This is a genomic window from Streptomyces griseochromogenes (assembly GCF_001542625.1).
Taxonomy (GTDB): Bacteria; Actinomycetota; Actinomycetes; order Streptomycetales; family Streptomycetaceae; genus Streptomyces; species Streptomyces griseochromogenes.
The window spans coordinates 9,252,657-9,276,090 of record NZ_CP016279.1 but is presented as its reverse complement, the minus strand read 5'-3'; the positions used below and the strand labels follow the sequence as shown (position 1 = coordinate 9,276,090).

At 70.9% G+C, this 23,434-nt stretch carries 17 protein-coding genes; 13 read left to right on the top strand and 4 right to left on the bottom strand.

Annotated features, from left to right (window positions below):
- Window positions 1-8: 8 nt before the first annotated feature.
- Complete coding sequence (locus AVL59_RS40335; RefSeq protein ID WP_067314417.1) at window positions 9-1,190, bottom strand: sensor histidine kinase; 1,182 nt, start codon at window positions 1,188-1,190, stop codon at window positions 9-11.
- On the bottom strand, window positions 1,187-1,876 hold the full coding sequence (locus AVL59_RS40330) for a DUF4097 family beta strand repeat-containing protein (protein ID WP_237281802.1): 690 nt from the start codon (window positions 1,874-1,876) through the stop codon (window positions 1,187-1,189). The genes AVL59_RS40335 and AVL59_RS40330 overlap by 4 nt, the downstream gene beginning before the upstream one ends.
- Window positions 1,877-2,048: 172 nt before the next feature.
- Between AVL59_RS40330 and AVL59_RS40325 the strand changes: the two genes are divergently transcribed.
- The 3 genes from AVL59_RS40325 (at window position 2,049) to AVL59_RS40315 (ending at window position 5,708) form a co-directional block, all read left to right on the top strand.
- Window positions 2,049-2,291 (top strand): hypothetical protein, encoded by a 243-nt coding sequence (locus tag AVL59_RS40325; RefSeq protein ID WP_237281801.1) that lies wholly within the window; start codon window positions 2,049-2,051, stop codon window positions 2,289-2,291.
- A gap of 131 nt (window positions 2,292-2,422) precedes the next feature.
- Window positions 2,423-5,059: an amino acid permease gene (locus AVL59_RS55330; protein ID WP_237281800.1), complete on the top strand. Its 2,637-nt coding sequence runs from the start codon at window positions 2,423-2,425 to the stop codon at window positions 5,057-5,059.
- A 241-nt stretch (window positions 5,060-5,300) separates the two neighbouring features.
- Complete coding sequence (locus tag AVL59_RS40315; RefSeq protein ID WP_067314414.1) at window positions 5,301-5,708, top strand: PPOX class F420-dependent oxidoreductase; 408 nt, start codon at window positions 5,301-5,303, stop codon at window positions 5,706-5,708.
- A gap of 50 nt (window positions 5,709-5,758) precedes the next feature.
- Here the strand turns inward: AVL59_RS40315 and AVL59_RS40310 are convergent, their stop codons facing one another.
- Window positions 5,759-6,586, bottom strand: coding sequence for a YihY/virulence factor BrkB family protein (locus AVL59_RS40310; protein WP_067314413.1), 828 nt, complete (start codon window positions 6,584-6,586; stop codon window positions 5,759-5,761).
- 261 nt (window positions 6,587-6,847) lie between these two features.
- Window positions 6,848-7,201, bottom strand: coding sequence for a DUF805 domain-containing protein (locus AVL59_RS40305; protein ID WP_067314411.1), 354 nt, complete (start codon window positions 7,199-7,201; stop codon window positions 6,848-6,850).
- A 112-nt stretch (window positions 7,202-7,313) separates the two neighbouring features.
- Between AVL59_RS40305 and AVL59_RS52845 the strand changes: the two genes are divergently transcribed.
- The 10 genes from AVL59_RS52845 (at window position 7,314) to AVL59_RS40260 (ending at window position 23,422) form a co-directional block, all read left to right on the top strand.
- Window positions 7,314-7,454, top strand: coding sequence for a hypothetical protein (locus AVL59_RS52845; protein ID WP_159400198.1), 141 nt, complete (start codon window positions 7,314-7,316; stop codon window positions 7,452-7,454).
- 214 nt (window positions 7,455-7,668) lie between these two features.
- Entirely contained in the window at window positions 7,669-8,445 is a 777-nt protein-coding gene (locus AVL59_RS40300; protein WP_067314410.1) for a TIGR03936 family radical SAM-associated protein, read from the top strand.
- Window positions 8,446-8,707: 262 nt separating this feature from the next.
- Window positions 8,708-12,979, top strand: coding sequence for an Rne/Rng family ribonuclease (locus AVL59_RS40295; protein WP_208870533.1), 4,272 nt, complete (start codon window positions 8,708-8,710; stop codon window positions 12,977-12,979).
- A gap of 230 nt (window positions 12,980-13,209) precedes the next feature.
- Window positions 13,210-13,530: a 50S ribosomal protein L21 gene (rplU, locus tag AVL59_RS40290; protein WP_067314408.1), complete on the top strand. Its 321-nt coding sequence runs from the start codon at window positions 13,210-13,212 to the stop codon at window positions 13,528-13,530.
- A 14-nt stretch (window positions 13,531-13,544) separates the two neighbouring features.
- A complete protein-coding gene (gene rpmA, locus AVL59_RS40285; RefSeq protein ID WP_055703572.1) occupies window positions 13,545-13,799 on the top strand; it encodes a 50S ribosomal protein L27 in 255 nt (84 codons plus the stop codon).
- Window positions 13,800-13,905: 106 nt separating this feature from the next.
- Window positions 13,906-15,354 (top strand): GTPase ObgE, encoded by a 1,449-nt coding sequence (gene obgE / locus AVL59_RS40280; protein ID WP_067314406.1) that lies wholly within the window; start codon window positions 13,906-13,908, stop codon window positions 15,352-15,354.
- Window positions 15,355-15,708: 354 nt separating this feature from the next.
- The gene (locus tag AVL59_RS40275; protein WP_067314405.1) at window positions 15,709-17,259 is read left to right on the top strand and encodes an alkaline phosphatase D family protein; all 1,551 of its coding nucleotides are present in this window, start codon (window positions 15,709-15,711) and stop codon (window positions 17,257-17,259) included.
- A gap of 873 nt (window positions 17,260-18,132) precedes the next feature.
- Entirely contained in the window at window positions 18,133-19,632 is a 1,500-nt protein-coding gene (locus tag AVL59_RS40270) for a bifunctional cytidylyltransferase/SDR family oxidoreductase (RefSeq protein WP_067314403.1), read from the top strand.
- A gap of 139 nt (window positions 19,633-19,771) precedes the next feature.
- Window positions 19,772-21,883 carry a hypothetical protein gene (locus tag AVL59_RS40265; RefSeq protein WP_237281799.1) on the top strand — a complete coding sequence of 704 codons (2,112 nt, stop codon included), beginning with the start codon at window positions 19,772-19,774 and terminating at the stop codon, window positions 21,881-21,883.
- 378 nt (window positions 21,884-22,261) lie between these two features.
- Window positions 22,262-23,422: a glycosyltransferase family 2 protein gene (locus AVL59_RS40260; RefSeq protein WP_067318345.1), complete on the top strand. Its 1,161-nt coding sequence runs from the start codon at window positions 22,262-22,264 to the stop codon at window positions 23,420-23,422.
- The last annotated feature ends 12 nt before the right edge of the window (window positions 23,423-23,434 follow it).

The following is a 23,434-nucleotide window of genomic DNA, read 5'->3' as shown; positions in this document are numbered from 1 at the left end:
CCGTGTCCTCATGTCCTTCCGGAGTCCGTCGGCAGACAGGCGGTGACCACGAATCCCCGGCCGCCCGGGCCGGGACCCGCGGTGGCCGAGCCACCGCAGGCGGCGGCGCGTTCCCGGATGCCGATCAGGCCGCGTCCGCCCGACCAGAGGCCGCCGTGGTGGGACGACGGTACCGGTACGCCGCGGCCGTCGTCGCCGACCGTGATCTCCAGAGCGGACTCGGTGCGGTCGACGCGGACCTCGACACTGCTCGCCGAGGCGTGCTTGACCGTGTTGGTGAGCGCCTCCTGGACGATCCGGTACGCGGCGGCGGCCACGTCCTGCGGTGGTTCGGCACCGTCGAGGCCCGAGGTGTGGAACGCGCAGCGGATGCCGGAGGCGCGGACCCGGTCCAGTACGGCGGGCAGGTCGTCCAGGGTGGGCGCCGGGGAGCGCTCCGGGGCGCCCCCGTCCTCCTTGAGCACGTCCAGCATCCGGCGCAGTTGGGCCATGGCGTCGCGTCCTGAGTCGGCGATGGCGTCGAACGCGGCGATCGCCCGGTCGGGATGGGTGCGCACCGCGACCGGTCCGGCCTCCGCCTGCACGACCATCAGGCTGACCGCGTGCGCCAGGATGTCATGCATCTCGCGGGCGATCCTGGCCCGTTCCTCGACGGTGGCACGGGCGGCCCGGACGGCGGCCTCGCGCTCCAGGTGCGCGGCGCGCTCGGCCTGCGTGCGGACGGACCGGCGCAGCTCCCGCACGGTGGACCCGAGGATGTAGCCGCCCGCCAGGGGCAGCCAGCTGAAGATCGCCCCATTGGGGCTGTAGGTGCTCAGGACGGTGATGACCGTGACGGCGGCCAGGGTGAACCAGCGTTGCCAGTCGGCCCCCCGCTCGGCGACGGTGTAGATCAGGACGATCGCGGCCACCGGCACCTGCGGATACGCCCAGTGTGCCCAGAGGCTGATGCCTTCGGAGAAAGGTGCCATCAGCAGCAGGCAGGCGAAGGGCGACCGGCGACGCCACAGGACGGGCACCGCCGTGCCGAGCGCCAGTGCGTAGACCCACCAGGTGCGGATGTACTCGCTCTGCAGCACGGACAGCACGCCGACCACCGCCGCGAGCAGCGTGAGGGAGGTGTCCCGGGCCCACGCGGGAAGGGTGGGCAGCAGCCGCCGCCATGTCCTCCCGTGGAGAAGCGAGCTCACGCCGCCTCGACCGTGACGTCACCGGTCTGGGCCCTCGCCGTGATGGAGCGCGGGCTGTCGTCGGCCCGGTCGACACCGACATCGACCTTGCCGGTCTGAGCACCGGCCTGGACCGCGTACGGCGTGCCGCGCGGGACGGCGATGTCGACACTGCCGGTCTGGGTGGTGGCGTGGACGACGGACGGGGGGCGGCTGAAGGCCGCCCGGACACCGCCGGTCTGCGTGGTCAAGCGGGCCTCTTGGGCCGTGAGCCGCGTGCCGGTGATGGTGCCGGTGCCGGTGTCGGCCTTCACCGGGCCGCCCAGGGCGGTGAGCGACACGTCACCGGTGCCCTCGTCGACGGAGACCGCCGTACCGGTCGGGACCCGTACGTCGTAGTCGACGCCGCAGTCCTGGCAGTCGTAGGTCAGGGTCAGCGTGCCGTCGGCGGCGGTGGAGTGCGTGGTGTGCGGTGGAGCGCTCCTGTAGCTCTGCCTCTCGGTGACCCTGACCGTCGAACCACCGCCGGTCACCCGTACGTCCCCTGTGCCGCCCTTGATGACCAGCTTGTGCACCGGCGCACTCACGCCGTAGCCGACCACGCGGTGCTTGTCAGGGTCCAGCGTGGAGCAGGCGGACAGCAGCACGACGGCGGTGATGGCGGTGGCGGCGCTCAGCCGGCGGATTGCCGAACGGTGGATCATCATTTCCCCCTTGAACGTTTTCGCTGGTCACAGCCTCCCATCCGCCGACCCGGCCGAGATCCCCCGCGCGAGCGGTTTGCCGATGTCCGTCGTAAGAGCGATGTGCGAAAGAGAGCTCGATCGGGCGGTACGCGCGAGGGCGGTGTGCCGCCGGGCGCGCATAGGATCGTTGGTCGTGGCAGACATCCCCGACGAATTGATCAAGCTGGAGCATTCCGCCGAAGAAGAACGTGCCCGCCTCGCAGGTCTCACCGGCGACGAGTACGACGAGCAGTGCCGCCGCTGGCGCGCGGCCGCGGACGCCGTGAAGGCGGCCGTCACCGCCTACGCCGAAGCGACCCAGGCCAGTCCGCACGAGGTGGAGCAGGCGGTCGAGCAGGCTCTGCGGCATGGGCAGGAGGACCCGGCCGTCGAGTAGCGAGTACGGCTCCGTGACCCGTCCGGCCGGGCCGTCGGCCGCCTGCGGCACCGCTCCGGTCCCGCAGGCGTCGGGACCCCGTCGGCCCTGCGCTGTTGCGGAGGGCACTGGCCCGGCGTTGGAATCAAGTGGTGAGGCACTTCGGCGGCGCCATGTCCCCCGGCCGCCCCGCTCCCGGGACGGGGGCCGGCCGGAAAGGGCTCAAGAGCGACGCCCTGGGCATGTTCTCCTCAGTGGCCATGGGCCTGGCCTCCACCGGCCCGGCGTACAGCCTCGCCGCCACGCTGGGCGTCATCGTGGCCGGGGTCGGACTGCAGGCGCCCATCGTCACCATGCTGGCGTTCATCCCGATGCTGCTGGTCGCGTACGCCTTCCGGGAGCTCAACGCGAGCAACGCCGACTGCGGGACCACCTTCACCTGGTCCACCCGTGCCTTCGGGCCGCGCACCGGCTGGATGGGCGGCTGGGGCATCATCGTCGCCGACATCATCGTCATGGTGAGCCTCGCCGAGATCGCCGCCGCCTACGGCTTCCGACTGGTGGGCCTGGACGCCCTGGCGGAGAACCGGCTGTGGACCACAGTGGCGGGCATCGCCTGGATCGCCGTGCTCACCGCGGTCTGCTACGTCGGCATCGAGTTCTCGGCGGCCGTCCAGCGCTGGCTGCTGTGCCTGGAAGTGGTCATGCTGATCCTGTTCGCCGTCACCGCGCTGGTCAGGGTCTACGCCGACCCTCCCGCGACGGCGATCCACGTTTCCGCGTCCTGGTTCAACCCCTTCGAGGTGCCCTCGGCGGCGGCCCTGACCTCGGGCATCCTCGCGGGGGTCTTCATCTACTGGGGCTGGGACACCGCGTTCTCGGTCAACGAGGAAACCGTCGACAGCGCGTGTGTCCCCGGACGCGCGGCGGTCCTGTCCACCGTGCTGCTCCTGGTCATGTACGGGCTGGTGTCCACGTCGGCGCAGGCGTTCGCCGGAGTCGGCACCTCGGGCGTCGGGCTCGGCAACGCGAACAACTCGGACGACGTGTTCTCCGGACTGGGCGAGGCCGTCTTCGGGAGCCACGACACGGGGATGCTCCTGTCGAGACTGCTGATCCTCATGGTGCTGACCTCCTCGCTGGCCTCGGCCCAGACCACCATCCTGCCCCTGGCCAGGACCGTCTTCTCCATGGCGGTCCACAAGGCGGTCCCCGCCCGGTTCGCCCTGATCCACCGCAGGTTTCTCACCCCGATCTGGGGGACCGTCGGCATGGGAGCGGTCTCCATCGCCGTGCTGGTCCTGCTGACGTCGTTCAGCCGGAACATCCTGGCCGACTCGATCGACTCGGTCGGCCTCGCGATCGCCTTCCAGTACGGACTGACCGGGTTCGCCTGCGTCTGGTACCACCGCAAGGTCCTCACCCGCAGCGTCAAAGACCTGGTCTTCAAGGGCGTACTGCCCGGGCTCGGCGGGCTGATGATGGCCCTGCTGTTCCTCTACGCGGCCTTCGTCGTCTACTCGGACCCCCGGTACGGCACGACCAGCGTCGACCTGCCGCTGATCGGAAGGACCGGCGGGGTCACCGTGCTGGGCCTCGGCGCCCTGCTGATCGGTTTCCTGCTGATGCCGTTGGTCACCCGCGGTCACACCGTGGCCCTCAAACTCCAGCGGGGTCTGCTTCCACACCGCCTGCCGCGGCACGCCGCCGTCGACGCGGCGAGCCGCTATCTGCCCGCCGACAGCGGGTCCGGGGTGGGCGGCGACTGGTACGACGTCATCCCGCTGTCGGGCACCCGGGTGGGCCTGGTCGTCGGGGACGTGCTCGGTCACGGCATGCGCGCCGCGGCCACCATGGGACGCCTGAGCACGGGCGTGCGCGTCCTGGCCCGGCTGGACCTGAGCCCGGACGAGCTCCTGTCCCGCCTGGACGACCTGGTCGAGCAGGCCGCGCACGAGGGCGGGACGGGCCGCGGCCCGCGCCGCCTGAGGTCGCGGGCCGACGCGGGCCTGGGTGTGACCTGCCTGTACGCGGTGTACGACCCGGTCTCGGGAAAGTGCAGTCTGGCGCGGGCCGGGGAGCCGGTGCTGGCGGTCGTCGAACCGCGCACGGGCGTCGTCGGCTATCCGGACCTGCCGACCGGACCGCCGCTGGGTATCGGCGGCCCGCCCTACCAGAGCGCGGAGCTGGACTTCGAGCCGGGCAGTCTCGTCGCCCTCTTCACGGGCGGCCTCCTCCAGGCGGCCGACGACCGTGACGCCGGGCTCGAGCGGCTGGCCGAGGTCCTCGCCGGCGACCGGGGGTCCCTGGAGAAGCTGTGCGACCGGGCGGTGGCCAAGCTGCTGCCCGGGCCGGTGGACGTGGACGCGACGCTGCTCGTGGTGCGCACGCGCTTGCTCGACCGGAGCCGGTTCGCCGAGTGGGCGCTGCTTCCGGACCCGGCGGGGGTGGCCACCATCCGCACCGCCGTCAGCAAGCAGCTGCGCGACTGGGGGCTGGACGATCTGTCGTTCACCAGCGAGCTCATCGTCAGCGAGCTGGTCACCAACGCCATCCGTTACGTCGGCGGCTCGATCCAGGTGCGTCTGATCCGCGACCGGACCCTGATCTGCGAGGTGTCCGACACCGGCCACACCACGCCCAATCTGCGGCACGCCGCGAGCGACGACGAGGGAGGCCGGGGCCTGTTCATCATCGCCCAGATGACCCACCACTGGGGCACGCGCTACACCTCCACCGGCAAGACCATCTGGACGGAGCAGGACCTTCCGCCGGTGGACGGCCAGTAGCACCGGGAGATCATTCCGGTGCCGGCACGAGCGTGATCGTGGAGGGCCGGGCCGACGCCGCCCTGTGCGATCTCATGGGCACCGGGCCGGAGGACTGTTCCACCGCGGCCGACTGACCCGCCGGCCCCGTCGAGGCGGGCCGGCCGCTCGGTCGGCGCGTTGGTCCAAGAGCGTCGATGTGATCCTTTCTAGGCTGATGAGGCCGTTTCCGGACGGGGGCGGCCGAAGAAAGGACCGCACTGTGCCGGCTCGACTCTCGGACGACCTCAAGGCTCTCATCGACGACAATCCGATGTTCGTGTGTCTGGCCACCGTCCAGCCCGACGGCAGCCCCCAGCTGTCGATCACCTGGGTCACCCGTGACGGTGACGACCTGCTGGTCTCCACGACCGTCGGCCGCCGCAAGGAAGCGAATCTCCGCCGGGACCCCCGCGTGACCGTCATGATCAACCCGCCGGACGCGCCGTACACCTACGCCGAGATCCGGGGTACGGCCACGATGACCACCGAGGGCGGGCAGCGGCTGATCGACGAGCTCTCCCGTAAGTACACGGGCAAGGACTACGCGGACTTCAACCCGGCGGCGAAGGACGACGCGGAACGCGTGGTGGTCCGCATCACCCCGCGCAAGGTCGTCGGTTCCCTCTGAGGCCGTCCGGCCTCCATGAGCGGCGCGGGGCCCGGCATCCCAGGCCCTGCTCAGCGATCGTGCGGGTGCCCGTGCCGGTGGCGGGACACCTGCCGCCGTACGGAGCGCCAGCGCGACCGGGTCTGCTCGACCAGGCCGTCCCACTGGCGGCGGACCTCGTCGTCCGGGGTGCGCCGCCCCTGGGCGATCCGGGACAGCTCGTCCCGCACCTCGCGCCCCAGCGCGGCCGATCCGACGACGGCGAGCATGAAACCGAAGAGCGCCGAGATCAGTGCGAAGACCGCGCCGACCACGCCGTAGCGCGCGGCGGAGGTGTTGAACAGATGCGGCAGGTAGAGGGTCGTGGCCGCGGAATAGACGGTCGTCACGACGGCCGCCGCGACGCCGAAGGGGACCAGGTCCCGCCAGGCGATCCTTCTGCCGGACAGCACATGGCCGCTCCAGATCAGGAAGACGGCGGTCACCGGCACCTCGCAGACCGCGACCGCAAGGCCGGTCCGGCCGGTGCCGAGGGCGGCGTTCAGCCACGCGGTGACCAGCCCGTAGCCGCCGGCGGACAGCAGCCACCACAGGCCGTTGCGCGTGTTGCGCACGCTGAGCGGCCTCAGTTCCCAGGTCTGTTCGAACAGGCGCTGCAGGGCCCGGGTGAAGCTCAGGGCCGAGATCGCCAGGAACAGCGTGCCGAACACGCCCACGCTCGTGCTGGTGCCCTCGGCGGGAGAGAAGAGCGCGTTCACCGCTTGGGCACCCGCTCCGGTGAGGCCGTACCGCTTGATGATCCGCTGCGCGGCGTCGTAGGAGGTGAGGCTGCCCAGCAGGGTGCCGCCCAGGATCGAGAGCGGGACCAGTGCGGTCAGGGCGCTGGAGGCCAGGGCCATCGAGCGGTCGAAACCCGCGACTCGCTGGAAGCGGTTGAGGACCCCGAGCGCGAAGGCGGGACGCAGCCAGAACGTCAGCGTTCTGACCAGGCGCCGGCGACTGTTCTCCGCCGTTGTGCCCTCCCTGATGGCTGTTCAGGATGGATGTGACGAAGGGGAGATGTGCGAGGAAGGTGGTCGAGCGACCCTAACCGAACCGCGGGCGAAGCGAGGAAAGGCCCGCCGGGGAACTCCGGCGGGCCTTCTCGGTGCGTCGCGGGCTCAGACGGCCGGCGCGTACTTCGGGTTGGGGCCGTGCTGGTTCGGCTCCGCCTTGCCCTCGGTGGCGAGGAAGACGATGAGGATGATCGTGCCGATCAGGGGGATCAGCGCGATGAGGATCCACCAGCCCGAGCGGTCCGTGTCGTGCAGACGGCGGACGGTGACCCCGAGCCCGGGCAGCAGCGTGGCGAGGGCGTAGATGATGCCCAGGACGCTCGACCCCATGGCGGCGTCGATGATCGCCAGCACGATGCTGATGATCACGTTGAACAGGAAGAACATCCAGTATTCCTGCCGCCGTGCGCGGCCGTTGAACACCACGTACTTCTTCAGTACGTCCACGTACCAGTGCATTGTCGCCCCCCAAGGATCGTGACGTGCGTCACTCCATCGAATCAGCCGGAGCGGCCGGATGTCATCACTCTGGCGTGCACAGTTCAAGGCGTTACCGTGCTGCGGCCGTTCGGTGACAAGAGCCGCTCACTACGGACCCGTCGGGCCGGCCTCGTCCGGGCCGTGCGCCGGGCTCATCCCCATCGCCCTGCTGGTGTGGGCCGTGAAGTTCACCCAGCGTTACCCGGAGTCGTACAAGGCGCGCATGGCATAGCCGGATCCGGCCGGACGCACGCCGCGGCGGTCCCGGCACCCTCTTCCGGTGGATCTTCGGAGAGCGGGGCGGGCCGGCCGCGGGGCAGGCGCCGAGAACCGGCGGGAACCCGCGGGCCGTGCGGCACGTACTCTTGGTAGCAGTAGGACCGCTCTCACGAAGGACTAGGACACTGGGCAAGCGACAGCCCGAAGGCCCGCCGCCCGCACCCGCGGTGCAGCGCATCCGACTGCGCTACACCAAGCGCGGCCGCCTCCGGTTCACCAGCCACCGTGACTTCCAGCGCGCCTTCGAGCGTGCGCTGCGCCGCGCCGAGGTGCCCATGGCGTACTCGGCGGGGTTCACACCGCACCCGAAGGTGTCGTACGCCAATGCCGCACCCACCGGCACGGGCAGTGAGGCGGAGTACCTGGAGATCGCGCTGACCGAGCCGCGCGACCCCGAGACCCTGCGCGCGCTGCTCGACGAGTCCCTGCCCGACGGGCTGGACATCGTCGACGCGGTCGAGGCACGGACCTCGGGCCTCGCGGACCGGCTCACGGCCTCCGTCTGGGAGCTGCGGCTGGACGGCGTCGACCCCGTCGACGCCCAGGGTGCGGTAGAGGCCTTCACCAAGGCCGACACCGTCGAGGTGCAGCGCATGACCAAGAGCGGCGTCCGCACCTTCGACGCCCGCCCGGCCGTCGTTCAACTGGAAACGCACAGTTCGCAGGCTGATAGGCCGAGCGACCAGCCCTGTGCGATACTGCGGCTGGTTGTTCGGCACGTGACGCCTGCCGTACGACCCGACGACGTCCTGTCCGGTCTCCGCGCCGTGGCCGACCTGGCGCCGCCGGTCCCCGCAGCGGTGACCAGGCTGGCGCAGGGGCTGTTCGATGAAGAGACCGGCACGGTGACCGACCCGCTCGCGCCCGACCGCGAGGCAGCCGAGGCCCTGACGGCTCAACCGGCTGCCGCCGCGACGGCGCCGACGCCGGAAGGTTCCGCGTAGGGACGGACGTCGAAGCGCAGCCCTCGTACTCGGGAGCCACCTGGGTCGGGCAGCGCACCGACCAGAAGACTTTCGCCAGGCCGTACCGACAAGGCGTACGGAACCGGTGAGACAGGACACAGAGTGCTCCCGTGTGGCGCCCGCGCCCCGGACGGCGGCCATCGCGCATCGCGCGGGCCGCGGACGTCAACGGCGGACGGTCCATCGAGACCGACGCCGGACCAGGCGCGGCGCCCGGGAGCCTGACGGGAGATACGCCCGCATGCTCGAGCCGACCGAACCCCATGAGGGTTCCGAACTGAACACCCCGAGCGACACCCTGCCGCCGCGCAGGCGTCGCCGTGCCGCCTCTCGCCCGGCAGGCCCGCCGGCCGCGACCGAGGCCACCGAAGAGGTCACCGTGCCGGCCATACCGGCCGCGGAGGCCGACGACATCATCGAAGCGGAGGAGAAGGCCGAGGCCGAGACCGTGGCCGAGCAGCCCGCCGCCGTCGAGGAGCCCGCGCCCGCCGGCCGTCCGCGTCGCCGGGCCAGCCGCCGTGCCTCCGCGCCCGTCGGGTCGCCCGCGTCCGCGGAGGCCGTGGAGACGGTCGTACCGGTTGCCACGGCCGAGGCCGCCGAATCCGCTGAGCCCGCCGAGGCCGTCGCGTCCGCTCAGGCCGTCGAGGAGCCCGCGTCTGCCGGCCGTCCCCGTCGCCGGGCCAGCCGCCGTGCCTCCTCGCCCGCCGGATCTCCGGCGCCGGCGGAGACCGCGGTGCCCGCCGCCGTGTCCGAGACCGCCGCCGAGGCCGAGGCCGAGAAGAAGGCCGAGACGGAGACCGTGCCGGCCGAGGCCGCGGCCACCGGCCGTCCGCGCCGCCGCGCCACCCGACGCGCCTCCGCCCCCGCCGGTGCGCCGACGGCAGCCGAGACGCCCGAGCCCGCTCCCGCCGTGGAGGCTCCGGCCGCTCCCGCGGTGGACATCGCCCCCGCTGCCGAGGCGCCCGCCGACGAGGTTCCCGCCGAGGAGGCGGCTCCGCGTCGTGCCCGTCGTCGTGCCACCCGTCGGGTGTCCGCGCCGACCGGCGCTGCCGAGACCGAGACCGAGACCGAGGCCGCCGAGACCGAGCAGGTCCCCGCCGCCGAGGCGCCTGTTGCCGAGGTTCCCGCCGAGGAGGCGGCTCCGCGTCGTGCCCGTCGTCGTGCCACCCGTCGGGTGTCCGCGCCGACCGGTGCCGCCGTGGCCGAGGAGACCGCCGCCGAGGCCGCCCAGTCCGCCGAGGAGACCGAGATCGCCGAGCCCGTTGTGACCGCGCAGGCCGCTGAGACCCCCGCCGCCGAAGCGCCGCAGGCCCCCGTCGCGGAGGCCCCCGCCGAGGGTGCGGCCCCGCGCCGTCGACGTCGTGTCGTGCGGCAGGCCGCGGCCGGATTCTCCGCGCCCGCGCATTCCCCGGCCGCCGCGCCGGCCGAGGCCGCGGAGGCCGAGGCGCCGCGTCGCCCGGCCAGGCCCACCGTGGCCGTCTTCCAGGCGCCGGTGTTCGCCGAGCCGAAGTTCCAGACCCCGGAGCGGGCCGCCGCCGAGGCCGCCGCCGAGGCCGCCGAGGCGGAGGAGCCCGAGGAGTCCGCGGAGGAGCGCGCCGAGGCCGGCGCGCGTGGCCGCCGCCGTCGCCGCCGGGGCGCCGCCGAGGAGACGCAGACCGTGGAGGCCACCGAGGCCGAGGAGCCGGCGGAGGCGGAGGAGCCCGAGGAGTCCGCCGAGGACCTCAGCGAGACCGAGGCCGACGAGGCTGAGGCCGAGGAGGCGGAGGGCACCGAGGGCGCGGAGAGCTACGAGGAGTCCGGTTCGCGCCGCCGTCGCCGCCGGGGCGGTCGTCGCCGTCGCCGCGGTGACGCCGCGGAGGGCGAGGGTGTCGACGCCGAGGCGGACGAACTGGCCGCCGAGCAGGCCGCGCAGGACGCCGAGGACACCGCCGAGCAGGATGAAGAGGACGCCGAGGACGCTCGTGGCGACGAGTCCGGCGGTTCCAGCTCCAGCCGCCGCCGTCGCCGTCGTCGTCGCCGGGCCGGTGACAGCGGCACCGACGCCGAGCCGTCCGCCGACGACCCGGAGCGCACGGTCGTCAAGGTCCGCGAGCCCCGCAAGCCCGCCGAGCCCTCCGACGAGGTGCAGTCCATCAAGGGCTCGACCCGCCTCGAGGCGAAGAAGCAGCGCCGCCGGGAGGGCCGTGAGCAGGGCCGCCGACGTGTCCCGATCATCACCGAGGCCGAGTTCCTGGCCCGCCGCGAGGCCGTCGAGCGTGTGATGGTCGTGCGCCAGCACGGCGACCGCACCCAGATCGGCGTCCTGGAGGACGGCGTGCTCGTCGAGCACTACGTCAACAAGGAGCAGTCGACCTCGTACGTCGGCAACGTCTACCTGGGCAAGGTCCAGAACGTGCTGCCGTCGATGGAGGCCGCCTTCATCGACATCGGCAAGGGCCGCAACGCCGTCCTGTACGCCGGTGAGGTCAACTTCGAGGCGCTGGGCATGGCCAACGGCCCGCGCCGCATCGAATCCGCCCTGAAGTCCGGCCAGTCGGTCCTCGTCCAGGTGACGAAGGACCCGATCGGTCACAAGGGCGCCCGCCTGACCAGCCAGGTCTCCCTCCCGGGCCGCTACCTCGTGTACGTCCCCGAGGGCTCGATGACCGGCATCAGCCGCAAGCTGCCCGACACCGAGCGCGCCCGGCTGAAGACCATCCTCAAGAAGATCGTCCCCGAGGACGCGGGCGTCATCGTGCGCACCGCCGCCGAGGGCGCGAGCGAGGAGGAGCTGCGCCGGGACGTCGAGCGGCTGCAGGCGCAGTGGGAGGACATCCAGAAGAAGGCCAAGAGCGGCAACGCCCCGACGCTGCTGTACGGCGAGCCGGACATGACCGTCCGGGTCGTGCGTGACATCTTCAACGAGGACTTCTCCAAGGTCGTCGTCAGCGGTGACGAGGCCTGGGAGACGATCCACGGGTACGTCTCGCACGTGGCCCCGGACCTGGCCGAGCGGCTGTCGAAGTGGACCTCCGAGGTCGACGCCTTCGCCACCTACCGGATCGACGAGCAGCTCGCCAAGGCGCTGGACCGCAAGGTCTGGCTGCCCAGCGGCGGTTCGCTGGTGATCGACCGGACCGAGGCGATGGTCGTCGTCGACGTCAACACCGGCAAGTTCACCGGCCAGGGCGGCAACCTGGAGGAGACGGTCACCAGGAACAACCTGGAGGCGGCCGAGGAGATCGTGCGCCAGCTGCGGCTGCGCGACCTCGGCGGCATCATCGTGATCGACTTCATCGACATGGTCCTGGAGTCCAACCGCGACCTGGTGCTGCGCCGTCTGCTGGAGTGCCTGGGCCGTGACCGCACGAAGCACCAGGTGGCCGAGGTGACCTCGCTGGGCCTGGTGCAGATGACCCGCAAGCGGGTCGGCCAGGGCCTGCTGGAGTCCTTCTCCGAGACCTGCGTGCACTGCAACGGCCGTGGCGTCATCGTGCACATGGAGCAGCCGACCGCCGCCGGCGGTGGCGGCGGCAAGCGCAAGAAGCGCGGGCGCGGTGGTGACGGCCATGTGCACGAGCACGAGGCCGCCGCCGTGGCCGCGGAGACCGGCGAGGCCGTCGAGCCGGAGGTGGAGACCGTCGCCGAGGTGGTCGCCGAGGTGGCCGAGCCCGTCGCCCTCCCCGCCCCCGACTTCGCGGCGGACGAGGAGCTGTACAGCAGCATCGCCGAGGCGGAGGCGGCGGCCACCCGTGGCCGTACGCGTCGCCGCGCGAGCCGCCGGGCCTCGGCTCCGGCCGGTGCGCCGAAGGCCGAGAGCCGCAAGGCCGCGAGCCAGAAGGCCGCGCAGGTCGCCGAGACCGTCGAGGAGCCGTCGGCGCAGGCCGGCACGGCCGCCGAGGAGGCCGCGCTTCCCGTGCGGCCGGTGACGGCCGCCGAGCCGGTCGCCGTCGAGGAGCCGGCGGCGGCCCCGCAGGCCGCGGCCGAGGAGGCCGTCGCCGAGGAGGCCGCGCCCAAGGGCCGTACGCGCCGTCGTGCGACCCGGAAGGTGTCGGCACCGGCCGGTTCCCCGGCGGTCGCCGAGGCGGCCGTGGTGACGGTCGTCGAGGCCGCCCCGGCGGTCGAGGCACCGGCCGAGCGGCCCGAGCCCGCGGCTACGGCTCCGGCCGAGGAGGCGCCCGCCGAGAGCGCGGCCCCGGCCCGCCCGCGCCGTCGTGCCGTGCGCAAGGCCACCGCGCCGACCGCGTCCGAGGAAGCGGCCGTCGTGGTGGTGCCGGCCACCGCCGCCGAGGCACCCGTGGCCGGGTCCGCCGCCGACGAGGCGGTGGAGGAGGCCGTGCCGGCCAAGAAGACCGCCCGCAAGGCGGCCAAGAAGGCCACGGCGAAGAAGGCGGCCACCAAGAAGACCGCCGCCAAGAAGACGGCAGCCAAGAAGACGACGGCCAAGAAGGCGGCGAAGACCGCCAAGACGGCCGCCGCCAAGACGGTGGCGAAGAAGACCACTACGGTCTCCGCCGCCACCGACGAGGGCTGACATCCAGGAGGTGCGGCCGGTCCACGTGACCGGCCGCACACCCGTGGGGCCCGGTTTGACCCCCTCGGTCGTGGCCCCGTAACCTAGACCGTCGGCGTGTCCACTGAGCACGCCACGTCCCCGTAAACCTCTTCCTCCCGGTCGCAAGGCGGGCCGGGAGAGGTCGCCCGTGGTGTTCCCGGGCGGCTGGCCTGCGGGGGTGCCGTTCATCGAGCGAAAGAGAGATCCGCGTGTACGCCATCGTGCGCAGCGGTGGTCGCCAGCACAAGGTTGCTGTCGGCGACATCGTTGAGGTTGACAAGATTTCCACTGCCCAGGTTGGCGACACGGTCGAGCTCTCGACCCTGCTCGTTGTCGACGGCGACTCCGTGACCAGCGACCCGTGGGTGCTGGCCGGCATCAAGGTCCAGGCCGAGGTCGTGGACCACCACAAGGGCCAGAAGATCGACATTCTGCGCTACAAGAACAAGACCGGCTACCGCCGTCGTCAGGGCCACCGCCAGCAGTACACGGCGATCAAGGTCACGTCGATCCCCGCGGCTGCGAAGTAAGGGACTGAGGAGACATGGCACACAAGAAGGGCGCATCGTCCACTCGGAACGGTCGCGACTCCAATGCCCAGCGGCTCGGCGTGAAGCGCTTCGGCGGTCAGGTCGTGAACGCCGGTGAGATCCTGGTTCGCCAGCGCGGCACCCACTTCCACCCCGGCGCCGGTGTCGGCCGTGGCGGCGACGACACGCTGTTCGCGCTGCAGGCCGGTGCGGTGGAGTTCGGTACCCACCGTGGCCGCAAGGTCGTGAACGTCGTTCCGGTCGCCTGACCGAACGTCTGTCGTGAGGCGGACCTCACTTCCCCAGCGGGAAGGCGGGTCCGCCTTTCGCGTGTTAAGCAAGGACAAAGCCGTACTTCCCTGGAGGCACTGAACCATGACCACCTTCGTGGACCGCGTCGAGCTGCATGTCGCCGCGGGTAACGGAGGTCACGGCTGTGCCTCCGTCCACCGCGAGAAGTTCAAGCCGCTCGGCGGCCCCGACGGCGGCAACGGCGGTCGTGGCGGTGACGTCATCCTGACGGTCGACCAGTCGGTCACCACGCTTCTCGACTACCACCACTCCCCGCACCGCAAGGCCACCAACGGCAAGCCCGGCGAGGGCGGCAACCGCTCCGGCAAGGACGGCGAGGACCTGGTCCTGCCGGTGCCGGACGGCACGGTCGTCCTGGACAGGGCGGGCAACGTGCTCGCCGACCTGGTCGGCCACGGCACCTCGTACATCGCCGCGCAGGGCGGCCGGGGCGGCCTCGGCAACGCGGCGCTGGCGAGCGCCCGACGCAAGGCGCCCGGCTTCGCGCTGCTGGGGGTGCCCGGGGACCTTCAGGACATCGTCCTGGAGCTGAAGACGGTCGCCGACGTGGCCCTGGTGGGTTACCCGAGCGCCGGCAAGTCCTCGCTGATCTCCGTGCTCAGCGCGGCCAAGCCGAAGATCGCCGACTACCCGTTCACCACGCTCGTGCCCAACCTCGGCGTGGTGACCGCCGGCTCGACCGTCTACACCATCGCGGACGTGCCCGGTCTGATCCCCGGCGCCAGCCAGGGCAAGGGCCTCGGCCTGGAGTTCCTGCGGCACGTGGAGCGGTGCAGTGTGCTGGTGCACGTACTGGACACCGCGACCCTGGAGTCCGACCGTGACCCGGTCTCCGACCTCGACATCATCGAGGAGGAGCTGCGGCAGTACGGCGGCCTCGACAACCGCCCCCGGATCGTCGTCCTGAACAAGGTCGACGTGCCGGACGGCAAGGACCTCGCCGAGATGGTCCGCCCCGACCTGGAGGAGCGCGGCTACCGCGTCTTCGAGGTGTCGGCGGTAGCCCACATCGGGCTGAAGGAGCTGTCGTACGGGCTCGGCGAGCTGGTCGCCGGGGCGCGCGCCGCGAAGCCGAAGGAGGAGGCGACGCGGATCGTCATCCGGCCGAAGGCCGTGGACGACGCGGGCTTCACGGTCACCCGCGAGGAGGTCGGTGGCGAGCCGCTGTTCCGGGTGCGCGGCGAGAAGCCGGAGCGCTGGGTGCGGCAGACCGACTTCAACAACGACGAGGCCGTCGGCTACCTCGCCGACCGGCTCAACCGCCTCGGTGTCGAGGTGGAGTTGATGAAGGCGGGCGCCCGGTCGGGCGACGGCGTCGCCATCGGACCCGAGGAGAACGCGGTCGTCTTCGACTGGGAGCCCACGGTCATGGCGGGCGCGGAGATGCTCGGCCGCCGTGGCGAGGACCACCGCTTCGACGCGCCGAGGCCCGCTACGCAGCGCCGACGGGACAAGCAGGCCGAGCGGGACGAGGCCTCGCGGGAGTACGACGAGTTCGACCCGTTCGAGTAGCCGGACCGAGATTTTCCGTAGGGCCCGGGGCCGTAGCCCCCGGGCCCTCGTGCGTTCCCGGGCGCCGTCGCGGACGGTGATGTCGTACACCCGCGTGTACGGAATGGCCGGATAGATTCGGGATTCACCTACTGAACACCCGATATCGTCAACATCCCCTGACACTCTGTAAGACCCGTTGTGGCAAGATCACGTCTTTTCCTGTGGTTCCGGTGCCGCGACGGGTCTTCTGTTGTCTGCCCATTTGTCATGCACGCGAGTGCTCCTGTTCGGCGGACGGATCGGCCGGCCGTGGGAGCTTCCGAAGGTCCGCGAGAGAAGTCCAAGAGGCCCCCGTGGCAAGGGAGTTAGCGAATGACCGGAGCACTGACCCCCGACCGACGCCGCTTTCTGACCGCCGGTGCCGCCGTCCTCGGCGCCGCGGCCTCCGCCCAGCTCTGGCTGCCGGCCACCGCCCGCGCCGCCGAGACGCCGCTGCCCGACGGCGTTTTCACCCTCGGCATCGCGTCCGGCGACCCGCTGCCCGACGGCATCGTCCTGTGGACCCGGCTCGCCCCCGACCCGCTGGGCGGCGGCGGTATGCCCGACGCGGTGTTCTCCGTGGACTGGGAGCTCGCCGAGGACGAGCGGTTCAAGAAGACCGTCCGCAGAGGCACGGCGGAAGCCCGGCCCGAGTACGGGCACAGCGTCCACGTGGATGTACGGGGGCTGCGCCCGGACCGCTCCTACTGGTACCGCTTCCGGGCCGGCGGCCAGCTCTCGCCCACCGGCCGCACCCGCACCGCTCCCCACCCGCACCGCAAGGGCGGTTCGCTGCGCGTAGCCCTCGCCTCCTGCCAGAACTGGCAGCACGGCTACTTCACGCCGTACGCGGACATGCTCGCCCAGGACCCCGACGTCGTGCTCTTCGTCGGCGACTACATCTACGAGTCCTCGCCGTCCTCGACGGCCGTACGGCGGCACGAGGGCAAGGGAGAGCCGATCACCCTGGTCCAGTACCGCAACCGCTACGCCCAGTACCGCACCGACCCCGACCTCGCCGCGATGCACGCGAACACCCCCTGGGTGGTCACCTTCGACGACCACGAGGTCGACAACGACTGGGCCGGCGAGATCCCGCAGGACCCCGACAAGCAGTCGCACGACGCGTTCGTGGCCCGGCTGACCGCGGCTTTTCAGGCGTACTACGAGCACATGCCGGTCCGCGCCACCGCGATCCCGAACGGCCCGCACATCCAGATGTACCGCCGGCTGGAGTTCGGCCGCCTGGCCCGGCTCAACGTGCTCGACACCCGGCAGTTCCGCACCGACCAGGCCACCACCCAGGCCGGCGCCGAGGACCCGTCGATGACCATGCTCGGCGCCGGGCAGAAGCGGTGGCTGCTGGACGGGCTCTACGACTCGCCGGCCCGCTGGAACCTGATCGCCTCGCAGATCATGATGGCCGAGACCGATCTTCTGCTCGGCGAGGGCAAGCTCTGGTTCTACGACGCCTGGGACGGCTACCAGGCCGAACGCAACGCCCTGCTGCAGGAGCTCGCCGGCATCCGCAACCCGGTCGTGCTCAGTGGCGACCGGCACCTGACGATGATCAGCGACCTCAAGGAGGACTTCGCCGACCCGGACTCCGACGTCGTCGGCGCGGAGTTCGTCGGCACCTCCATCTCCAGCAACGGCGACCAGGACCAGGCCGCCTTCCACGCCCAGTGGGACCCGCTGAAGGCGGACAACCCGCACTGGAAGGTGATCGACGCCCACCGCGGCTACCACCTCTTCGACATTCGCCGCGACGGCATCGACGCCCAGGTCCGCGTCGTCGACACGGTCGTCAGGCCGCAGGCCACCGCGAGCACGCTGGCGTGCCTGCGGGTCGAGTCGGACGAGCCGGGCGTCCAGGTCGTGTGACGTCGGCCGGCGGGAGCCCGGGACTCACCCGGGTCCCAGGCTCCTCTCGGCTCCGTCCCAGCCACCGGCGGGCGACCTCGGTGATCAGCAGTGAGTTCTTCGCAGACGCAGACGCAGACGCAGACGCAGGCGCCGACGGGGCGTTCTGGTCCCCCTGTGTCCGCCGGCGAAGATCATGCCCTCGCAGTGGCAGCAGTACGTGCGGAACGGGCTGCTTCTGGCGGCGGCACCGGCACGACCGGCTGATCGAACGCCGGGCCCGGGCGGGTTACCGTCGTCGTGGTCGACGACCGCGACCGAAACGGACTCATGCGCATGTTCGAGTCGCTGCCCGGGCTGCTGGAGAATCTGTTCGACAGGTTCCGGACACCGCGAATCGGTCCCTTACTCTGGCCGAGACCGAAATGCTGCGGAATCTTAATGTGGAATTCCGTGGCAATGGACTGCCCGACGAGCTGTATTCCCGGCTCGTCCGTAACGGCGCCGTGCCGCATATGAAGAACGCGTGCAGCCCCGCATCCCGCGACGTGAAGATCTCCACGCCGCTCTGGGCGGTCGAGGCCGCGGCGCGGATCGGCCGCCTCGGCATCCCTGGCGGAGCCCGTACGGAGTGTGCGTCAGGCGTCGTCGAAGGAGCTCCTCCGGGTGCTCGGCCACCGCTGTCCGAAGCGGCTCGGACGGCACTGAACGGCACCTGTGGACTTACTCACAGCAATTCCACAGGGGTTCACGGCGGCCTCGCCCAATCACCTGGAGTGCTAGGTGAATGACAGGTTGCGTGCACATATGCATGGGACGTCACTCACCTTGCACTGCGGTTACCCGAAGTGGGACCATTTCACGGTTCCCTGTCGCCCCAAGGTAGGTCAGCCTGTGTCACAGCACATAGCCAAGCCCCGAACCACCGCAGTGATCCTGGCCGGTGGCACCGGTCAGCGGGTGGGTCTGTCGATCCCCAAGCAGCTGCTGAAGATCGCCGGCAAGGCAGTCATCGAGCACACCCTGACCACCTTCGAGAACGCCGAGTCGATCGACGACGTCATCGTCCTGATGGCGCCGGGCTATGTGCCGGACATCGAGAAGATCGTCGCCAAGGCCGGGTTCACCAAGGTCAAGAAGATCATCGAGGGCGGCTCGACCCGGAACGAGACCACCGAGCGCGCCATCTCGGCCCTCGGTGAGGGCCTGGCCGAGGGCGAGGACCGCAACGTCCTCTTCCACGACGCCGTACGCCCCCTGCTCTCGCAGCGCGTCATCGACGACTGCGTCACCGCGCTGGAGCGCTACCAGGCCGTCGACGTCGCCATCCCGTCCGCGGACACCATCATCGTGACCCGCACCCACGGCGAGGACGGCGAGTTCATCACCGAGATCCCGGACCGCTCCCGGCTGCGCCGCGGCCAGACCCCGCAGGCCTTCAAGCTGTCCACGATCCGCCGCGCCTACGAGGTCGCCGCCGGCGACCCCAACTTCCAGGCCACGGACGACTGCTCGGTGGTCCTCAAGTACCTGCCCGACGTGCCGATCCACGTGGTCGCGGGCGACGAGTACAACATGAAGGTGACGCAGCCGGTCGACGTCTTCATCGCCGACAAGCTCTTCCAGCTCGCCTCCACCGCCGCGCCGGAGCAGCAGGGCGAGGACGCCTACCGCGCCCTGCTCACCGGCAAGACGATCGTGATCTTCGGCGGTTCGTACGGCATCGGCAAGGACATCGCCGAACTCGCCGAGTCCTACGGCGCCCACGTCTACGCACTCGGCCGCTCCACCACCGGCACCCATGTGGAGAACCCGGAGGAGGTCGACGACGCGCTGTCCAAGGCGTACGCGGAGACCGGCCGGATCGACTACGTCGTCAACACCGCGGGCGTGCTGCGCATCGGCAGGCTCGCCGAGACCGACAACGCCACCATCGAGGAGGCGCTGAAGGTCAACTACCTGGCCCCGGTGCAGATCGCTCGTTCGTCGTACAAGTACCTGGCCGAGACCAAGGGCCAGCTGCTGCTCTACACCTCCAGCAGCTACACCCGCGGGCGCGCCGAGTACAGCCTCTACTCCTCCACCAAGGCCGCCATGGTGAACCTCACCCAGGCCCTGTCCGACGAGTGGGCCGGCGACGGCATCCGCGTCAACTGCATCAACCCCGAGCGCACCGCCACCCCCATGCGCACCAAGGCTTTCGGCCAGGAGCCGGCGGGCACGCTGCTCTCCTCCGAGGCCGTGGCCCGGACCTCGCTGGACGTGCTGCTCTCGGAGCTGACCGGCCATGTGATCGACGTCCGCCAGCAGGACCCGACGGCGCCCGCGGGCAAGGCCTCAGGGTTCGAGCAGGCTTTGGCCAGCGTTCTGGACCGTCAGGACGGCGTGGCATAATCAACCGCAAATAGTTATCTGTAATTCAGGCCTCTGTGGCTGCGCTTTTGCGGAGCATTCACAGAGGCCTGAATCCATAAGTCTCCCAGATCGCCCGCAAGGTCTACATTCCGGCCTCTTTGTCAGCAAAAGGTTATCCGTGATATCCACCGCTATTCGCGTCGCCAGGGTGGGCAGCGCGGCCGAGCTGGCCGCGGCGGCCCTCATGATCCTGGGCTTCCCGGCACTCATGCTGGCCGCGCTCGTCCCGAGCGTTCCCGCCTTCGCGGCCGCGGCCGCCGTGACGTACCTGGCGGACCACTACCTGCACCGCAAGGGCAGCTACCTGATCAACCGCCTCAGCAAGGTCAGGGCCGGACTCTCGATCCGCTTCCTCATCCGGCAGCTGCTGCTGATCCTGCTGCTGGCCCGCCTGTCCCACGCGGACGACCTGATCTTCTACGGCGCGATCGCCTGCTTCATCGCCTTCTACGGTCTCCAGGCCCCGCACGGCGCGCTGGTCACCCTCATCCGCAACCGTCGCCGGATGCCGGTCGCCACCCGCAACATCGACCTGAAGTCCCGCATCCGCATCCCGGACGCCCCGCCGCGCCGCCTGCTGCACCGCTCCGCGGAGAAGATGCTCCACCTCGACCTCTTCGCGGTCATCGGCATCCTGGTCTCCGCCGTCATGGACCCGGACGTCGCGGGCTTCGTGGGCATCGGCCTCACCATCGGCCTCGGCTGCCTGTACGTCGCGGTGCTGCTGCCGTGCGTGCGCGGCAGGAAGACCCCGCCGAAAGCCGATGTCGTCCTCGCCGCCGTCGACGACTGGCTGGCCGTCTACAAGCCCGAGACGGTCCTGTACTTCTCCGGCTCCAAGGACTCCGCCTACCAGGTCAATATGTGGCTGGAGACGATGGAGCGGCTGGAGACCCGGCCGCTGATCATCCTGCGGGAGCGCGCGATCCTGAACAACCTCGCGCCCACCACGGTCCCCGTCATCTGCGTGCCCGGAGGCGTGCACCTGATGAACCTGGATCTGTCGACCGTGCGGGTCGCCCTGTACGCGGCGAACGTCGGCAAGAACATCCACCTGCTGCGCGTGCCCACCATGAAGCACGTGTTCATCGGCCACGGCGACAGCGACAAGCTGGCCAGCGTCAACCCGTACAGCAAGGTGTACGACGAGGTGTGGACCGCGGGCCGCGCGGGCCGCGACCGCTACGCCATCGCCGACGTCGGCGTCCGCGACGCCGACATCGTCGAGGTCGGCCGCCCGCAGCTGGCGCCCATCCAGAGCTGGCAGGGCGTGCCCGAGGGGCGCATCCCCACCGTTCTCTACGCCCCCACCTGGGAGGGCTGGGACGGCAATCCCGGCAACACCTCGATCGTGCTCGCCGGCGAGCACATCGTGAACAAGCTGGTGAAGGCCGACCCGCCGGTCCGCGTCCTGTACAAGCCGCACCCCTTCACCGGCACCGTCAGCAAGGAAGCGGGCGCCGCGCACCAGCGCATCACCGCCCTGATCGAGAAGGCCGCCGCCGAGCGCGCCGCCGAAGCGCGCTTCACCGCCGACGCGGCCGCCGAGACCCGGGCGAAGGCGGACCTGGCTCGCATCGAGGCCCGGATCGCCGAGCTGACCGGCACCGGCGGCGACCGGGGCGACGAGGCCGAGGCCACCCGCGAGGGAGTCGTCGACGTCCACAAGCACCAGGAGATCGCCCGGCTGCGCGGCGAGTGGAACGAGGTCTTCTGGCGCTCCTTCCCGGCGTACGAGCACCGGGTCATCAAGGGTGCCGAGCCGCGCCTGTACGACTGCTTCAACGTCTCCGACGCCATGGTCTCCGACATCTCCTCCGTGGTCTCCGACTTCATCGCGAGTGGCAAGCCGTACGCGGTCACCGACTCCGCCGAAGTCGGCGTGGAGGAGTTCAAGCGGCAGAACACGGCGGTGCGCGCCGCGGTGATCCTGTCCAACAGCGCGGACGAGCTGGGCGGTCTGCTGGACGCCGTACGCGACCCGTCCGCCGACCCGCTGGCCCGGGAGCGCGGGGAGCTCAAGCGCTATCTGCTGGGCCCGGACGAGCCGAAGTCCATCGACCAGTTCAACACCGCCGTGGCCGACCTCGCCCTCAAGGCCGAGGCCCGCAACGTCGGTCAGGAGTCCCGGCTGGGCGCGGCGGGCGCCGACCCCGCCGAGCTGACCAACGCGGTGCCGGGCCAGCGCGGGGCGACCGCCGGTGAGACGGACGGCGTGAGCGCGGGCTGACAGACCCGCGCCACGACGGGGCCGGCCCCCGGGAGCGATCCCGGGGGCCGGCCCTTTTCCGGTCCGTCCGTCTTCCGTCCGTCTTCCGTCCCTCTTTCAGGTTCCTTACCGCGCGCTCTTACCCGTGCCGTCGGCCGAGGGTGAGAGTCTCTTACTCGGCGTGAGTAGCGTCGGTGTCATCCGCCGCGGGCCGGGCCCGCCGCGCCATCATGTGATGTGCACCACTCATTACCCTCTGTTAGGCAACCGCTTGCATGGGCCGCCCGTCTAACACATTGCGATTGAGGCGATACGGGGTAAATGCTCTGTTGACAAGGGGGAAACGTGACCGTCGTGACGCAGCCTGATGTGAGTGTGATCATCGGGGCGTACGAAGCGATGCCGTACCTGGTCGAGTGCCTGGCATCCGTCGAGGCACAGACCATTGACCCGGCAAGGCTGGAGGTCATCGCGGTCGACGACGGCTCCACGGACGGTTCGGGGGAGTACCTGGAGGAGTTCGCGGCCCGCGCCCCCATGCAGGTCACCGTCATCCGTCAGGAGAACTCCGGCGGCCCCAGCGGTCCGCGCAACGTCGGCCTGGCCAAGGCGGCCGGACGCTACGTCTTCTTCCTGGACGCCGACGACCGGCTCGGGCCGGAGGCCCTGGAGCGCATGGTCGCGATGGGCGACAAGAACGGCACCGATGTGGTGCTCGGCAAGGTCGAGGGCATCAACCGCACCCCGCCGAAGTCGATGTGGGGCAAGACGCTGGACCGCACCGACGTCTTCTCCTCGAACATCAAGTTCACCCTGAGCGCACAGAAGCTGTTCCGCCGCGCGCTGCTGGAGAAGCACGGCATGCGGTTCGACGTGTCTCTGTTCACCGGCGAGGATGCGCTGTTCACGATGGAGGCCTATCTGCGGGCCGACGGCGTCTCCGTGGTCGCCGACTATCCCTGCTACTACCTGGTCGGCCGCGACGACGGCAAGCACGTCACCAAGAGCGGTAGCTACACGCTCCGCTTCGACTCCGCGCGCGCCCTGATGAAGCTGATCGCGGACATGGTCCCGGCCGGCACCAAGCGCGACCTCCTCATGATCCGGCCCTTCCTCATCACCCTGCTGCCGCAGTTCGGGCCCAAGTTCCTCACCGACAGCGAAGAGGTCCGCCGGCACAAGCTCGAACTGGCCAAGCCGCTGATGGACGCCTACTGGACGCCCGAGGTGGCCCGCCGGCTCAAGGTGCACGAGCGGCTGCGGCTGCACCTGGTGGCCATGCAGCGGCCCGAGCTGCTGCTGGACGTCGTGAAGTTCGTCAAGGCGAAGAAGCAGGCCGCCGCCATCCTGGAGAAGCGCGGCACCCGTGTGTACCTCGTCTACCCGCACTTCCGGTCCAAGGCGGCAGGCGTCCCCGACCGCGTCTTCCTCGCCGAAGCCCGCGAAGCCCGCGCCTTCCCCGGCTACCGGGAGGCCGCCGCCAACTCCTTCGCGCGCCGGGCCCTGCGCAAGGTGCGGCGGATGCTGTCGGCCAAGAGGGTCAAGGCGGCGGCGGCCTGACGGCTCCGGGCC

Bases quoted from the DNA above. Each gene is read 5' to 3' on its own strand.
- AVL59_RS40330 (WP_237281802.1), bottom strand. From the start codon at position 1,876: ATGATGATCCACCGTTCGGCAATCCGCCGGCTGAGCGCCGCCACCGCC.
- AVL59_RS40295 (WP_208870533.1), top strand. From the start codon at position 8,708: ATGCTCGAGCCGACCGAACCCCATGAGGGTTCCGAACTGAACACCCCG.
- obgE (WP_067314406.1), top strand. From the start codon at position 13,906: ATGACCACCTTCGTGGACCGCGTCGAGCTGCATGTCGCCGCGGGTAAC.
- rpmA (WP_055703572.1), top strand. From the start codon at position 13,545: ATGGCACACAAGAAGGGCGCATCGTCCACTCGGAACGGTCGCGACTCC.
- AVL59_RS40275 (WP_067314405.1), top strand. From the start codon at position 15,709: ATGACCGGAGCACTGACCCCCGACCGACGCCGCTTTCTGACCGCCGGT.
- AVL59_RS40305 (WP_067314411.1), bottom strand. From the start codon at position 7,201: ATGCACTGGTACGTGGACGTACTGAAGAAGTACGTGGTGTTCAACGGC.
- AVL59_RS40310 (WP_067314413.1), bottom strand. From the start codon at position 6,586: ATGGCCCTGGCCTCCAGCGCCCTGACCGCACTGGTCCCGCTCTCGATC.
- AVL59_RS40260 (WP_067318345.1), top strand. From the start codon at position 22,262: ATGCCGTACCTGGTCGAGTGCCTGGCATCCGTCGAGGCACAGACCATT.